The sequence below is a fragment of the Kingella kingae ATCC 23330 genome, from assembly GCF_900111845.1.
Classification (GTDB): Bacteria; Pseudomonadota; Gammaproteobacteria; order Burkholderiales; family Neisseriaceae; genus Kingella; species Kingella kingae.
Genome location: NZ_FOJK01000018.1, coordinates 16,682 through 29,636, shown reverse-complemented (window position 1 = coordinate 29,636; position 12,955 = coordinate 16,682). Strand labels below are relative to the sequence as shown.

Genomic DNA, 12,955 nt, shown 5'->3' with positions numbered 1-12,955 from the left:
GGCGAAAACGTGAAAATCACTGTTGAGTTGATTGCACCTATCGCTATGGAAAACGGTTTGCGTTTTGCGATTCGTGAAGGTGGTCGTACCGTTGGTGCGGGCGTTGTGGCTAACGTGATTGCTTAATACAAGGATACTGAGATAATGGCTAACCAAAAAATCCGTATCCGTTTGAAAGCATACGACTACGCTTTGATTGACCGTTCAGCTCAAGAAATCGTTGAGACTGCTAAACGCACTGGCGCGGTTGTTAAAGGTCCGATTCCATTGCCAACTAAAATTGAACGCTTCAACATTTTGCGTTCTCCACACGTAAACAAAACTTCTCGTGAACAGTTGGAAATCCGCACGCATTTGCGTTTGATGGACATCGTGGATTGGACTGATAAAACGACTGATGCTTTGATGAAATTGGACTTGCCTGCTGGCGTGGACGTTGAAATCAAAGTGAAATAATTTTTTAGTTGTATAGCTAGAAAATAAGACACCCTCCAATTGATTAATTGGAGGGTGTTTTTTATTTTTCAGGCTGCCTGAGAATTAGGTTAAACAATATTTGCGTTTGAAATTATAGTGGATTAAATTTAGATTAGGACAGGGCGACAACGACCGCCGTGTACATCTAGTACATAAGGGAGTTGGCAACGCTGTACTAATCTAAATTTAATTCACTATAAAAGTTTTTCTTGATTTCTTTTGAAAATATGGTATAGTTTTGAACTTGGCATTTATGTCAAGTCTCTTTTTTATGTCCATTTAGATTGCCCAATCGTAGGTAATCCCTTAAATTACAAGGAAATAATCATGACTTTAGGTCTGGTTGGACGCAAAGTTGGTATGACTCGTGTTTTCACAGAGCAGGGTGCTTCTATTCCTGTAACTGTGTTGGAAATGTCTGCTAACCGCGTTACCCAAGTAAAATCCAAAGAAGCTGACGGCTATACTGCTGTTCAAGTAACCTTTGGTCAGAAAAAAGCAAAACATGTAAACAAAGCTCAAGCTGGTCACTTTGCAAAAGCGGGTGTAGAAGCGGGTCGTGGTTTGCATGAATTTCCAGTTTCTGAAGAAAAAGCTGCCGAGTTGAAAGCTGGCGACATCATTACTGTTGAATTGTTTCAAGCAGGTCAATTAGTTGATGTTACTGGTACAAGCAAAGGTAAAGGCTTCTCTGGTACGATTAAACGCCACAACTTCGGCGCACAACGTACTTCTCATGGTAACTCACGTTCTCACCGTGTTCCTGGTTCTATCGGTATGGCGCAAGACCCTGGTCGCGTGTTCCCTGGTAAGCGCATGGCTGGTCAGTATGGCAATACTCAATCTACTGTTCAACATTTGGAAATTATCCGCGTTGATGTAGAGCGCAACTTGTTGTTGGTTAAAGGTGCTGTTCCTGGTGCTGTAAACAGCGATGTAGTTATTCGCCACAGCGTTAAGAAAGTAGGTGCGTAATGGAATTGAAACTGATTAATGCACAAGGTCAAGTTTCAGGCAGCGTTGCTGGTTCTGATGCCTTGTTTGCTCGTGAGTACAACGAAGCTCTGGTTCACCAATTAGTTACGGCTTATTTAGCAAATGCCCGTTCAGGCAATCGCGCTCAAAAAACTCGTGCTGAAGTGAAACACTCAACTAAAAAACCTTGGCGTCAAAAAGGTACAGGTCGTGCGCGTTCTGGTATGACTTCGTCTCCATTGTGGCGTAAAGGTGGTCGCGCATTCCCGAACAAACCTGACGAAAACTTCACTCAAAAAATGAACCGTAAAATGTACCGTGCTGGTATGGCTACAATTTTGTCTCAATTGGTTCGTGATGAACGTCTGTTCGTAATCGAGAATTTGTCTGCAGCTACTCCTAAAACCAAAGAATTTGCTGACCAAGTGAAAAATTTGGGTATGGAACAAGTGTTGTTTGTAACTAAACAATTAGACGAAAACGTATACTTGTCTTCACGCAACTTGCCAAACGTATTGGTATTGGAAGCTACTCAAGCTGACCCTTACAGCTTGTTGCGCTACAAAAAAGTTGTGCTGACTAAAGATGCAGTTGCACAGTTAGAGGAGCAATGGGTATGAATCAAGAACGTTTGATGAAAGTGATTTTGGCACCTGTTGTTTCAGAAAAAAGCAATATGCTGGCTGAAAAACGCAACCAAATGGTTTTCAAAGTGCTGAAAGATGCAACTAAAACTGAAATTAAAGCGGCAGTAGAATTGTTGTTTAATGTTCAAGTTGCTTCTGTTACGACTACTACTACTAAAGGTAAAACTAAACGCTTTGGTCGTACTTTGGGTCGTCGCAGCGATGTGAAAAAAGCTTATGTAAGCTTAGTTGCTGGTCAAGAGCTTGATTTGGAAGCAGCTGCAGCCGCTGCAGATAAGGAATAAGCATGGCTATCGTAAAAATGAAACCGACCTCTGCTGGTCGTCGCGGCATGGTTCGCGTCGTAACAGAAGGTTTGTACAAAGGCGCGGCTTATGCTCCTTTGTTGGAAAAGAAAAATTCGACTGCTGGTCGTAACAACAACGGTCATATCACTACTCGCCACAAAGGCGGTGGTCATAAACACCACTACCGTATTGTAGACTTTAAACGTAACAAAGACGGTATTCCTGCAAAAGTAGAACGCATTGAATACGACCCAAACCGTACTGCGCACATCGCCTTGTTGTGCTACGCTGACGGTGAACGTCGTTACATCATTGCTCCACGTGGCATTCAAGCTGGTGCGGTATTGGTGTCAGGTTCTGAAGCAGCGATTAAAGTAGGTAACACTTTGCCTATCCGCAATATCCCAGTTGGTACAACTATTCACTGTATCGAAATGAAACCTGGTAAAGGTGCGCAAATTGCACGTTCTGCTGGTGCTTCCGCTGTATTGTTGGCAAAAGAAGGTATCTACGCGCAAGTTCGTTTGCGTTCTGGTGAAGTTCGTCGCATCCACGTTGATTGCCGTGCAACTATCGGTGAAGTGGGCAACGAAGAACAAAGCCTGAAGAAAATTGGTAAAGCAGGTGCGAACCGTTGGCGTGGTATTCGTCCAACAGTACGCGGTGTGGTAATGAACCCTGTAGATCACCCACATGGTGGTGGTGAAGGTCGTACTGGCGAAGCTCGCGAACCAGTTAGCCCATGGGGTACACCTGCTAAAGGTTACCGTACACGTAATAACAAACGTACGGACAATATGATTGTCCGTCGTCGTTACTCTAATAAAGGTTAATTGACATGGCTCGTTCATTGAAAAAAGGTCCATACGTTGACCTGCATTTGCTGAAAAAAGTGGATACAGCTCGTGCCACTAACGACAAACGTCCAATCAAAACATGGTCTCGTCGTTCTACTATTTTGCCTGATTTTATCGGTTTGACTATCGCCGTTCACAATGGTCGTACACACGTACCTGTATTCATCAGTGACAACATGGTTGGTCATAAATTGGGTGAATTCTCATTGACTCGTACCTTTAAAGGTCATTTAGCTGATAAAAAAGCTAAGAAAAAATAAGGTGAAACATGAGAGTATCTGCACAACATAACAACGCACGCATCTCTGCTCAAAAAGCTCGCTTGGTAGCAGACATGATTCGTGGTAAAGACGTTGCCCAAGCCCTGAACATCTTGGCATTCAGCCCTAAAAAAGGCGCGGAATTGATTAAGAAAGTTTTGGAATCTGCTATTGCCAATGCTGAGCACAATAACGGTGCTGACATTGATGAGTTGAAAGTCGTAATGATTTTCGTGGATAAAGGTCCTAGCCTGAAACGCTTCCAAGCTCGTGCAAAAGGTCGCGGTAACCGCATTGAAAAACAAACTTGCCACATCAACGTGGTAGTAGGCAACTAAGGAATAACCATGGGACAAAAAATCCATCCAGTTGGTTTCCGACTGGCTGTCAATAAAGACTGGTCTTCAAAATGGTTTGCAAAAAGCACCGAGTTTGCCGCTGTTTTGAAACAAGACATTGATGTTCGTGAATATTTAGAAAAACGCTTGGCTAATGCTTCTGTTGGTCGCGTTGTGATTGAACGCCCTGCAAAATCTGCTCGCATCACCATTCACACGGCTCGCCCTGGTGTGGTGATTGGTCAAAAAGGCGCAGACATTGAAGTGTTGAAACGCGATTTGGAAAAATTGCTGGGTGTTGCGGTTCACGTAAACATTGAAGAAATCCGTAAACCTGAATTGGACGCTCAACTGATTGCTGACGGTATCGCACAACAATTAGAAAAACGTGTTCAATTCCGCCGTGCTATGAAACGCGCTATGCAAAACGCAATGCGCGCTGGCGCAAAAGGCATCAAAATCATGACTTCTGGTCGTTTGAATGGTGCGGATATTGCGCGTAGCGAATGGTATCGTGAAGGTCGAGTACCTTTGCACACTTTGCGTGCTGATGTAGATTATGCTACCAGCGAAGCCTTGACTACTTACGGTATCATCGGCTTAAAAGTGTGGGTTTACAAAGGCGAAATGGGTCAAGTTCAAGCTCAACCTGAACGCGAAAACCGTCGCAATAACAGAAAGGGTGGTCGAAATGCTGCAACCAACTAGACTGAAATACCGTAAACAGCACAAAGGTCGCAATACAGGCGTTGCTACTCGTGGTAACACTGTTAGTTTTGGCGATTTTGGTTTGAAAGCTGTGGCTCGTGGTCGTTTGACTGCTCGTCAAATTGAGGCAGCACGTCGTGCCATGACTCGCCACATTAAACGTGGTGGTCGTATTTGGATTCGCGTATTTCCTGATAAACCAATCACTGCTAAACCTATCCAAGTTCGTATGGGTGGCGGTAAAGGTTCGGTAGAATACTACGTTGCTGAAATTCAACCTGGTAAAGTGTTGTATGAAATGGACGGCGTAGCAGAGTCTTTGGCGCGTGAAGCGTTTGCTTTGGCTGCTGCGAAGTTGCCGATTGCAACCACATTTGTAACAAGACAGGTGGGTAAATAATGAAAGCCAATGAATTGAAAGAAAAACCAGTAGAGCAACTGAATGAAGTTTTGGTTGATTTGCTGAAACAACAATTCGGTCTGCGTATGCAGCACGCTACTGGTCAGTTGGGTAAAACCAGCGAGATTAAGCAAGTGCGCCGCGATATTGCTCGTGTAAAAACTGTCATCGCTGAAAAAGGTAATAAGTAATGAGCACTGAGAAAACCGTTCGTACTTTGCAAGGCAAAGTAGTTAGCGATAAAATGGACAAAACCGTAACCGTTTTGGTTGAACGCAAAGTGAAACACCCTTTGTACGGTAAAATTGTTCGCCGTTCTACTAAAATCCACGCTCATGATGAGCAAAACCAATATGGTATTGGCGACGTGGTGGTGATTGAAGAATCTCGCCCATTGTCTAAAACCAAATCTTGGGTGGTTAAAGAGTTGGTAGAAAAAGCTCGCACTGTGTAATACAGCTGATGTTAAAAAACGAAGTTATTGAAACAATAGCTTCGTTTTTATATTTTCAGGCTGCTTTAGTGCTTGCAAATATGAAATATTTACAGTAGAATTCCTGCTTCTTTCAGCTCTTTTCCAGGGCATCTTCCCTTCGGGGCCAAGACTGGTTTACTAGAACCGATTAGGTTTCAGCCTAGTTCGAATCTCAAAGCAGATGTATCGGGCAGACTGAAAGTGGTAAATTAAGTTGGATTTTTTTAAGGTTATTAACATGATTCAAATGCAGACCATCTTAGATGTGGCTGATAACTCTGGTGCGCGTCGCGTGATGTGTATCAAAGTAATTGGTGGCTCTAAGCGTCGCTACGCAAACGTGGGCGACATCATTAAAGTTGCAGTAAAAGACGCTGCACCTCGTGGGCGCGTTAAAAAGGGTGATGTTTACAATGCTGTTGTGGTTCGTACTGCAAAAGGCATTCGTCGTCCTGATGGCGCACTGATTAAGTTTGATAACAACGCAGCCGTATTGTTGAATAACAAACTTGAGCCTATGGGTACTCGTATTTTCGGTCCAGTAACGCGCGAATTGCGTACTGAACGTTTTATGAAAATTGTTTCATTGGCACCCGAAGTGCTATAAGGTATAGGAAGGTTTACAATGAACAAAATTATTAAAGGCGACCAAGTCGTTGTCATTACTGGTAAAGACAAAGGCAAACAAGGTCAAGTGGTTCGCGTGTTGGGCGATAAAGTAATTGTTGAAGGCATTAACGTAGTTAAACGCCACCAAAAACCTAATCCTATGCGCGGTGTTGAAGGTGGTATCATTGTTAAAGAAATGCCATTGGCAATTTCAAACGTGGCTATCTTCAATCCTGAAACGAAAAAAGCAGACCGTGTTGGCATCAAGTTGGTTGAAGGCGAAGGTAAAGTAAAACGTGTTCGCGTATTCAAATCAAACGGTGCAGAAGTTCCTGCTGTAACTCGTGGAGCATAATAAATGGCACGTTTACAAGACTACTATAAAAACACAGTTGTACCTGAATTGATGAAACAATTCGGTTACAAATCAATCATGGAAGTTCCACGCATTGAAAAAATTACTTTGAATATGGGTGTGGGCGAAGCAGTTGCAGATAAAAAAGTAATGGAACACGCTGTTGGCGATTTGCAAAAAATCGCTGGTCAAAAGCCAGTTGTTACCGTTGCGCGTAAATCTATCGCGGGCTTCAAAATCCGTGATAACTATCCAGTAGGTTGCAAAGTAACTTTGCGCCGTGAACGCATGTTTGAATTTTTAGACCGTTTAGTAACCATCGCATTGCCTCGCGTACGCGACTTCCGTGGTGTGAGCGGCAAATCATTTGACGGCAGCGGTAACTACAACATGGGTGTTCGTGAACAAATCATTTTCCCTGAAATTGAATACGATAAAATCGACGCATTGCGCGGTTTGAATATCACGATTACCACTACTGCGAAAACTGACGAAGAAGCGAAAGCTTTGTTGTCATTGTTTAAATTCCCATTTAAAGGTTAATCATGGCTAAGAAAGCACTTATTAATCGTGAAGCAAAGCGTGTTGCTTTGGCTAAAAAATATGCTGCAAAACGCGCAGCTATTTTTGCAGTCATCAATGATGCGAACGCGACAGATGAAGAGCGTTTCGAAGCTCGTCTGAAATTCCAATCGATTCCCCGTAATGCTGCTCCAGTTCGCCAACGTCGTCGTTGTGCTATCACTGGTCGCCCACGTGGTGTGTTCCGCAAATTCGGTTTGGGTCGTATCAAAATCCGTGAAATCGCTATGCGTGGCGCAATTCCGGGTGTTATTAAAGCCTCTTGGTAATAGGAGTATAAAAAATGAGTATGCATGATCCTATTTCCGATATGTTGACCCGTATCCGTAACGCACAACGCTCTAATAAAGTGGCTGTAGCGATGCCTTCTTCAAAATTAAAATGCGCGATTGCGAAAGTTTTGAAAGAAGAGGGTTATATCGAAGATTTTGCTGTATCTACTGATGTGAAACCTGAATTGTCTATCACTTTGAAATACTATTCAGGTCGCCCTGTTATTGAACAGATTAAACGTGTTTCACGCCCAGGTTTGCGTGTTTACAAAGGCTCTGACGAAATCCCTGCTGTGATGAATGGTTTGGGTGTAGCGATTGTAAGCACTTCTAAAGGTGTGATGACTGACCGCAAAGCACGCGCAGCTGGTATCGGTGGCGAGTTGTTGTGTATCGTAGCCTAATTAGGGAGAGTTTTAAGATGTCTCGCGTAGCGAAAAATCCAGTAACTGTTCCTGCTGGCGTAGAAGTAAACTTCGGAACAGACGCATTAACCGTAAAAGGTAAAAATGGTGCGTTGTCTCTGCCTTTGACTGGTGCAGTAAAAGTTGAATTGAACGATGGTCAATTAACTTTTGCACCTGCTGATGAAAGCAAACATGCTAATGCGATGTCTGGTACAGTGCGTGCATTGGTTGCTAACATGGTTAAAGGCGTATCAGAAGGTTTTGAGAAAAAATTACAATTGATTGGCGTGGGTTATCGCGCTCAAGCTCAAGGTAAAACTTTGAACTTGTCTTTAGGTTTCTCTCACCCTGTTGTATACGAAATGCCTGAAGGCGTGAGCGTAGCAACACCTTCTCAAACAGAAATCATTTTGACTGGTGCTGATAAACAAGCTGTCGGTCAAGCTGCTGCTGAAATTCGTGGTTACCGTCTACCTGAGCCTTACAAAGGTAAAGGTGTTCGCTATGTTGGCGAAAACGTAATCATGAAAGAAGCTAAGAAGAAATAATTGAGGCTGTAACCATGAATAAAAAAATCGCAAGATTGCGCCGTGCACGCAAAACCCGTGCGCGTATCGCAGATTTGAAAATGGTGCGTTTGTGCGTATTCCGTACTAACAGCCATATTTATGCTCAAATTATCAGTGCCGAAGGCGATAAAGTATTGGCTGCTGCCTCTACTGTGGAAGCTGAAGTTCGTGGCAGCCTGAAATCAGGTGGCAACGTTGAAGCAGCAACTGTGGTAGGTAAACGCATCGCAGAAAAAGCTAAAGCTGCTGGTATTGAAAAAGTGGCTTTTGACCGTTCAGGTTTTCAATATCACGGTCGCGTGAAGGCTTTGGCTGAAGCTGCTCGTGAAAACGGCTTGAGCTTCTAAGAAAGATTTTGGAGACCAAAATGGCAAAACATGAAACAGAAGAACGTGGCGACGGCTTGATTGAAAAGATGGTTGCCGTAAACCGCGTAACCAAAGTGGTTAAAGGCGGTCGCATTATGGCGTTCTCGGCTTTGACTGTAGTAGGTGATGGCGATGGTCGCATTGGTATGGGTAAAGGTAAGTCTCGTGAAGTACCTGTAGCCGTACAAAAAGCAATGGACCAAGCACGTCGCAATATGATTAAAGTACCTTTGAAAAATGGTACGATTCATCACGAAGTAATTGGTAAACATGGCGCAACTCGCGTATTCATGCAGCCTGCAAAAGAAGGTAGCGGTGTGAAAGCGGGTGGTCCAATGCGTTTAGTATTTGATGCGTTGGGTGTTCACAATATTTCTGCAAAAGTACACGGTTCAACCAATCCTTACAACATCGTTCGTGCAACTTTAGACGGTTTGTCAAAATTGTACACTCCTGCGGAAATCGCTGCAAAACGTGGCTTGACCGTAGAAGAAATTTTGGGAGCGAACAATGACTGAGCAAAAAAAGATTAAAGTAACTTTGGCAAAAAGTTTAATCGGTACCATTGAATCACATCGTGCTTGTGCGCGTGGTTTAGGCTTGCGTCGTCGTGAGCATACTGTTGAAGTATTGGACACCCCTGCAAACCGTGGCATGATTAACAAAATCAGCTACTTGTTGAAAGTGGAGTATTAATATGTTTTTGAACACTATTCAGCCAGCTGAAGGTGCTACGCACGCTCAACGCCGTGTTGGCCGTGGTATCGGTAGTGGTTTGGGTAAAACTGGTGGTCGTGGTCACAAAGGTCAAAAAAGCCGTACGGGCGGCTACCATAAAGTAGGCTTTGAAGGCGGTCAAATGCCTTTGCAACGCCGTTTACCTAAACGTGGCTTTAAATCTTTGACAGCTAAATTCAATGCACAAGTTACTTTGAGTGAATTGAATGCCGTAGCAGTTGAAGAAATCGATGTATTGACTTTGAAACAAGCTGGTTTAATTGCAGCCAATGCTGAAGTGGTTAAAGTAATCGCTTCAGGCAGCCTGAAAAAAGCAGTTACTTTGAAAGGTATCAAAGCAACTCAAGGTGCGAAAGCTGCGATTGAAGCTGCTGGTGGCAAAGTAGAAGAATAAGGCGACAATAGTGGCTAATCAACTATCTTCATCAGGAAAAACAAGTCTGTGGCATAATCCCGATTTACGGAAGCGTGTCCTATTTTTGTTGGGTGCGCTGATTGTATTTCGCATCGGTGCGCACGTTCCTGTTCCAGGTGTAGATGCAGCCGCTCTAGCTAAATTGTACCAAAACGTTGCAGGGAGTGGCATCTTGGGCATGTTGAACATGTTTTCAGGTGGCTCCCTTGAACGTTTTAGTATTTTTGCTATCGGTATCATGCCCTACATTTCTGCCTCTATTATTATGCAGTTGGCAGGCGAAATCGTTCCATCGCTCAAAGCTTTGAAAAAAGAAGGTGATGCAGGACGCAAAATCATTACAAAATATACCCGTATCGGTACTGTATTTTTGGCTACTGCTCAAAGTATTGGTGTGGCTAAGTTTGTCTTGCAACAAAATGTCGTGGTGATTCCAGCAATGGAATTTTACATTTCTACCATTAGTTGTTTGGTGGGTGGAACCATGTTTTTGATGTGGTTAGGCGAACAGATTACAGAACGTGGTTTGGGTAATGGTATTTCCTTGTTGATTACTGCTGGTATTATTGCAGGAGTGCCATCAGGAGCAATTCAACTTTGGACTTTGGCTACTTCTAGTGGCATGCCTTTGACCGCTGTTGGAATTGTTTTAGGTTTATTGGGTATGACTTATGCAGTTGTGTATTTTGAAAGTGCGCAACGCAAGATTCCGATTCATTACGCTAAACGCCAATTTGGTGGATTGGATTCTCAAAATACACATATGCCTTTTAAACTGAACATGGCAGGCGTAATTCCACCGATTTTTGCATCTAGTATTATTATGTTTCCGTCCATGTTTGCTAGTTGGTTTGGAACAGATAATCCAAATAGCTGGTTTGCAAAAATATTGACAGCATTGCAACATGGACAGCCTGCATATATTGTGTTATTTGCAATAACGATTATTTTCTTTTGCTATTTTTATACGGCGTTGGCATTTAGTCCCAAAGAAATGGCGGAAAATTTGAAGAAAAGTGGTGCGTTTGTACCAGGCATTCGTCCAGGCGAACAAACTGCCCAGTATTTAGAAAATGTTGTATTGCGCCTCACTTTTTTTGGCGCGTTATACATTACCGTTATTTGTTTGATTCCTGAGTTGTTAACGGCCTTTGCAGGAATTCCATTTTATTTAGGTGGAACATCATTGCTGATTTTGGTTGTAGTAACAATGGATTTTAATACTCAACTTACATCTTATCTAGTGGCTCAACAATATGAACATTTAATTGAGCATCATTCGGCCAAAAAATAAGGTGGCATCATTATTATGGCTAAAGAAGATACCATACAAATGCAAGGCGAAATTTTAGAAACTTTGCCGAATGCAACATTTAAAGTAAAACTCGAAAACGGACACGAAGTGTTGGGTCATATTTCAGGCAAGATGCGTATGCACTATATCCGCATCTCACCAGGTGACAAAGTAACTGTTGAAATGACGCCTTATGATTTAACCCGCGCTCGTATCGTATTCCGAGCCCGATAAACTCGTTGTTACAAGGAAGTAATCATGCGTGTACAACCTTCAGTAAAACCAATTTGCCGCAACTGCAAAGTTATTCGTCGTAACCGCGTAGTGCGTGTAATTTGTACTGACCCTCGCCACAAACAACGCCAAGGGTAATGATTAATTAGTAGTCGATATATAAAGTAGCTTGTATGCAACATGCAGGCTGCTTTCGATATGGAACCGCTAAATTTTTATTACTGAGTTTGGAAAGTTGTGGTATAGTCACAAACTTTTGCCCTAAGGAAAAAATATGGCTCGTATTGCAGGGGTGAATATCCCCCATAACGCCCATATCGTAATTGGCTTGCAAGCTATTTATGGTATTGGCGCGACTCGTGCTAAAAATATTTGCGAATCGGCTGGTATTGCACCAACCACTAAAGTAAAAGATTTAGATGAGTCTCAATTAGATGCTTTGCGTGAACAAGTTGCTAAATACGAAGTAGAAGGCGATTTGCGTCGTGAAGTTACAATGAACATCAAACGCTTGATTGATATGGGCTGCTACCGCGGTTTCCGTCATCGTCGTGGTTTGCCTTGTCGCGGTCAGCGTACTCGCACTAATGCGCGTACTCGCAAAGGTCCACGCAAAGCTATTGCTGGTAAAAAATAATTTTTAAGGAATTAATTGATGGCTAAAGCAAACACAGCCTCACGTGTACGCAAAAAAGTACGCAAAACCGTGAGTGAAGGTATTGTGCATGTTCATGCATCTTTCAACAATACCATCATTACAATCACCGACCGTCAAGGCAATGCATTGTCTTGGGCTACCTCTGGCGGCGCTGGTTTTAAAGGTTCTCGTAAAAGTACACCATTTGCTGCCCAAGTAGCAGCAGAAGCCGCTGGTAAAGTTGCCCAAGAGTATGGCGTTAAAAACTTAGAAGCACGTATTAAAGGCCCAGGTCCTGGTCGTGAATCTTCTATTCGTGCGCTCAATGCTCTGGGTTTCAAAATCACCAGCATTACCGATGTTACTCCGTTGCCACACAACGGTTGCCGTCCGCCTAAAAAGCGTCGTATTTAAGGAGTAAAGCATGGCACGTTATCTTGGCCCAAAATGTAAATTGGCTCGCCGCGAAGGCACGGATTTATATCTGAAAAGCGCACGTCGCTCTTTAGAATCTAAATGTAAAATGGAATCTGCATCTGGTCAGCATGGCGCGAAAAAGCCTCGCCTGTCTGACTACGGCTTGCAATTACGTGAAAAACAAAAAATTCGCCGCATTTATGGTGTGCTGGAACGTCAATTCCGCCGCTATTTTGCCGAAGCTGATCGCCGTAAAGGTTCAACTGGCGAATTGTTATTGCAATTATTGGAATCTCGTTTGGACAACGTGGTTTACCGTATGGGTTTTGCCTCTACACGCGCGGAAGCTCGTCAACTGGTTTCACACAAAGCTTTGACTGTAAATGGTCAAGTGGTCAATATCCCATCTTTCCAAGTGAAAGCAGGCGATGTGGTTGCGGTACGCGAAAAAGCGAAAAAACAAGTTCGAATTCAAGAAGCGTTGGGTTTGGCTGCTCAAATTGGTATGCCTAGCTGGGTTTCTGTAGATGCAACTAAAATGGAAGGCGCGTTCAAAAACGTACCTGACCGCGCTGAATTGTACAGCGATATTAATGAACAGCTGGTGGTAGAGTTCTACTCTAAATAATGCTAG

At 43.2% G+C, this 12,955-nt stretch carries 28 protein-coding genes; all 28 read left to right on the top strand.

Annotation, left to right across the window (positions count from 1 at the left end; genetic code table 11):
• The coding region (locus BQ5809_RS10310; RefSeq protein ID WP_081353473.1) for an EF-Tu C-terminal domain-related protein at positions 1-126 on the top strand (126 nt) is incomplete at its 5' end.
• An 18-nt stretch (positions 127-144) separates the two neighbouring features.
• Positions 145-456 carry a 30S ribosomal protein S10 gene (gene rpsJ / locus BQ5809_RS05395; protein WP_003791995.1) on the top strand — a complete coding sequence of 104 codons (312 nt, stop codon included), beginning with the start codon at positions 145-147 and terminating at the stop codon, positions 454-456.
• Positions 457-804: 348 nt separating this feature from the next.
• Positions 805-1,452 carry a 50S ribosomal protein L3 gene (gene rplC / locus BQ5809_RS05390; protein ID WP_003791993.1) on the top strand — a complete coding sequence of 216 codons (648 nt, stop codon included), beginning with the start codon at positions 805-807 and terminating at the stop codon, positions 1,450-1,452.
• Positions 1,452-2,072 (top strand): 50S ribosomal protein L4, encoded by a 621-nt coding sequence (rplD, locus tag BQ5809_RS05385; protein ID WP_003788618.1) that lies wholly within the window; start codon positions 1,452-1,454, stop codon positions 2,070-2,072. The genes rplC and rplD overlap by 1 nt, the downstream gene beginning before the upstream one ends.
• On the top strand, positions 2,069-2,383 hold the full coding sequence (gene rplW / locus BQ5809_RS05380; RefSeq protein WP_019390278.1) for a 50S ribosomal protein L23: 315 nt from the start codon (positions 2,069-2,071) through the stop codon (positions 2,381-2,383). Before rplD ends, rplW begins: the two co-directional genes overlap by 4 nt.
• A 2-nt stretch (positions 2,384-2,385) precedes the next feature.
• The gene (gene rplB / locus BQ5809_RS05375; protein ID WP_003788615.1) at positions 2,386-3,219 is read left to right on the top strand and encodes a 50S ribosomal protein L2; all 834 of its coding nucleotides are present in this window, start codon (positions 2,386-2,388) and stop codon (positions 3,217-3,219) included.
• Positions 3,220-3,224: 5 nt separating this feature from the next.
• Complete coding sequence (gene rpsS, locus BQ5809_RS05370; protein ID WP_003788612.1) at positions 3,225-3,503, top strand: 30S ribosomal protein S19; 279 nt, start codon at positions 3,225-3,227, stop codon at positions 3,501-3,503.
• A gap of 8 nt (positions 3,504-3,511) precedes the next feature.
• On the top strand, positions 3,512-3,841 hold the full coding sequence (gene rplV, locus BQ5809_RS05365; protein ID WP_003788610.1) for a 50S ribosomal protein L22: 330 nt from the start codon (positions 3,512-3,514) through the stop codon (positions 3,839-3,841).
• 9 nt (positions 3,842-3,850) lie between these two features.
• A complete protein-coding gene (rpsC, locus tag BQ5809_RS05360) occupies positions 3,851-4,549 on the top strand; it encodes a 30S ribosomal protein S3 (protein WP_003788607.1) in 699 nt (232 codons plus the stop codon).
• Complete coding sequence (rplP, locus tag BQ5809_RS05355) at positions 4,533-4,949, top strand: 50S ribosomal protein L16 (RefSeq protein ID WP_003788605.1); 417 nt, start codon at positions 4,533-4,535, stop codon at positions 4,947-4,949. Before rpsC ends, rplP begins: the two co-directional genes overlap by 17 nt.
• Positions 4,949-5,140: a 50S ribosomal protein L29 gene (rpmC, locus tag BQ5809_RS05350; RefSeq protein WP_003788603.1), complete on the top strand. Its 192-nt coding sequence runs from the start codon at positions 4,949-4,951 to the stop codon at positions 5,138-5,140. The genes rplP and rpmC overlap by 1 nt, the downstream gene beginning before the upstream one ends.
• A complete protein-coding gene (rpsQ, locus tag BQ5809_RS05345; RefSeq protein WP_003788600.1) occupies positions 5,140-5,403 on the top strand; it encodes a 30S ribosomal protein S17 in 264 nt (87 codons plus the stop codon). The genes rpmC and rpsQ overlap by 1 nt, the downstream gene beginning before the upstream one ends.
• Positions 5,404-5,662: 259 nt before the next feature.
• On the top strand, positions 5,663-6,031 hold the full coding sequence (rplN, locus tag BQ5809_RS05340; RefSeq protein ID WP_002642316.1) for a 50S ribosomal protein L14: 369 nt from the start codon (positions 5,663-5,665) through the stop codon (positions 6,029-6,031).
• 18 nt (positions 6,032-6,049) lie between these two features.
• Positions 6,050-6,388, top strand: a complete 339-nt coding sequence (rplX, locus tag BQ5809_RS05335; protein ID WP_003788597.1) for a 50S ribosomal protein L24 — start codon at positions 6,050-6,052, stop codon at positions 6,386-6,388.
• A gap of 3 nt (positions 6,389-6,391) precedes the next feature.
• Positions 6,392-6,931 carry a 50S ribosomal protein L5 gene (gene rplE / locus BQ5809_RS05330; RefSeq protein ID WP_002642314.1) on the top strand — a complete coding sequence of 180 codons (540 nt, stop codon included), beginning with the start codon at positions 6,392-6,394 and terminating at the stop codon, positions 6,929-6,931.
• Positions 6,932-6,933: 2 nt separating this feature from the next.
• On the top strand, positions 6,934-7,239 hold the full coding sequence (gene rpsN / locus BQ5809_RS05325) for a 30S ribosomal protein S14 (RefSeq protein ID WP_003788595.1): 306 nt from the start codon (positions 6,934-6,936) through the stop codon (positions 7,237-7,239).
• 14 nt (positions 7,240-7,253) lie between these two features.
• The gene (rpsH, locus tag BQ5809_RS05320; protein ID WP_003788593.1) at positions 7,254-7,646 is read left to right on the top strand and encodes a 30S ribosomal protein S8; all 393 of its coding nucleotides are present in this window, start codon (positions 7,254-7,256) and stop codon (positions 7,644-7,646) included.
• 17 nt (positions 7,647-7,663) lie between these two features.
• Complete coding sequence (gene rplF / locus BQ5809_RS05315) at positions 7,664-8,197, top strand: 50S ribosomal protein L6 (protein WP_003788591.1); 534 nt, start codon at positions 7,664-7,666, stop codon at positions 8,195-8,197.
• Positions 8,198-8,211: 14 nt separating this feature from the next.
• On the top strand, positions 8,212-8,565 hold the full coding sequence (gene rplR / locus BQ5809_RS05310; RefSeq protein WP_003788589.1) for a 50S ribosomal protein L18: 354 nt from the start codon (positions 8,212-8,214) through the stop codon (positions 8,563-8,565).
• Between the two features lie 20 nt (positions 8,566-8,585).
• Positions 8,586-9,104 (top strand): 30S ribosomal protein S5, encoded by a 519-nt coding sequence (rpsE, locus tag BQ5809_RS05305; protein WP_003788587.1) that lies wholly within the window; start codon positions 8,586-8,588, stop codon positions 9,102-9,104.
• Positions 9,097-9,282 carry a 50S ribosomal protein L30 gene (gene rpmD / locus BQ5809_RS05300; RefSeq protein WP_003788583.1) on the top strand — a complete coding sequence of 62 codons (186 nt, stop codon included), beginning with the start codon at positions 9,097-9,099 and terminating at the stop codon, positions 9,280-9,282. Before rpsE ends, rpmD begins: the two co-directional genes overlap by 8 nt.
• Before the next feature lies 1 nt (position 9,283).
• Positions 9,284-9,718 (top strand): 50S ribosomal protein L15, encoded by a 435-nt coding sequence (rplO, locus tag BQ5809_RS05295; RefSeq protein WP_003788582.1) that lies wholly within the window; start codon positions 9,284-9,286, stop codon positions 9,716-9,718.
• A 10-nt stretch (positions 9,719-9,728) separates the two neighbouring features.
• Complete coding sequence (gene secY, locus BQ5809_RS05290) at positions 9,729-11,033, top strand: preprotein translocase subunit SecY (RefSeq protein WP_003788580.1); 1,305 nt, start codon at positions 9,729-9,731, stop codon at positions 11,031-11,033.
• 15 nt (positions 11,034-11,048) lie between these two features.
• Positions 11,049-11,267 (top strand): translation initiation factor IF-1, encoded by a 219-nt coding sequence (gene infA, locus BQ5809_RS05285; RefSeq protein WP_003788578.1) that lies wholly within the window; start codon positions 11,049-11,051, stop codon positions 11,265-11,267.
• A 24-nt stretch (positions 11,268-11,291) separates the two neighbouring features.
• Positions 11,292-11,405, top strand: coding sequence for a 50S ribosomal protein L36 (gene rpmJ, locus BQ5809_RS10305; protein ID WP_002642304.1), 114 nt, complete (start codon positions 11,292-11,294; stop codon positions 11,403-11,405).
• Between the two features lie 136 nt (positions 11,406-11,541).
• On the top strand, positions 11,542-11,904 hold the full coding sequence (rpsM, locus tag BQ5809_RS05280; RefSeq protein ID WP_003788577.1) for a 30S ribosomal protein S13: 363 nt from the start codon (positions 11,542-11,544) through the stop codon (positions 11,902-11,904).
• Between the two features lie 18 nt (positions 11,905-11,922).
• Complete coding sequence (rpsK, locus tag BQ5809_RS05275) at positions 11,923-12,318, top strand: 30S ribosomal protein S11 (RefSeq protein WP_003783270.1); 396 nt, start codon at positions 11,923-11,925, stop codon at positions 12,316-12,318.
• Positions 12,319-12,328: 10 nt separating this feature from the next.
• On the top strand, positions 12,329-12,949 hold the full coding sequence (rpsD, locus tag BQ5809_RS05270; protein WP_003788575.1) for a 30S ribosomal protein S4: 621 nt from the start codon (positions 12,329-12,331) through the stop codon (positions 12,947-12,949).
• Positions 12,950-12,955 lie beyond the last annotated feature (6 nt).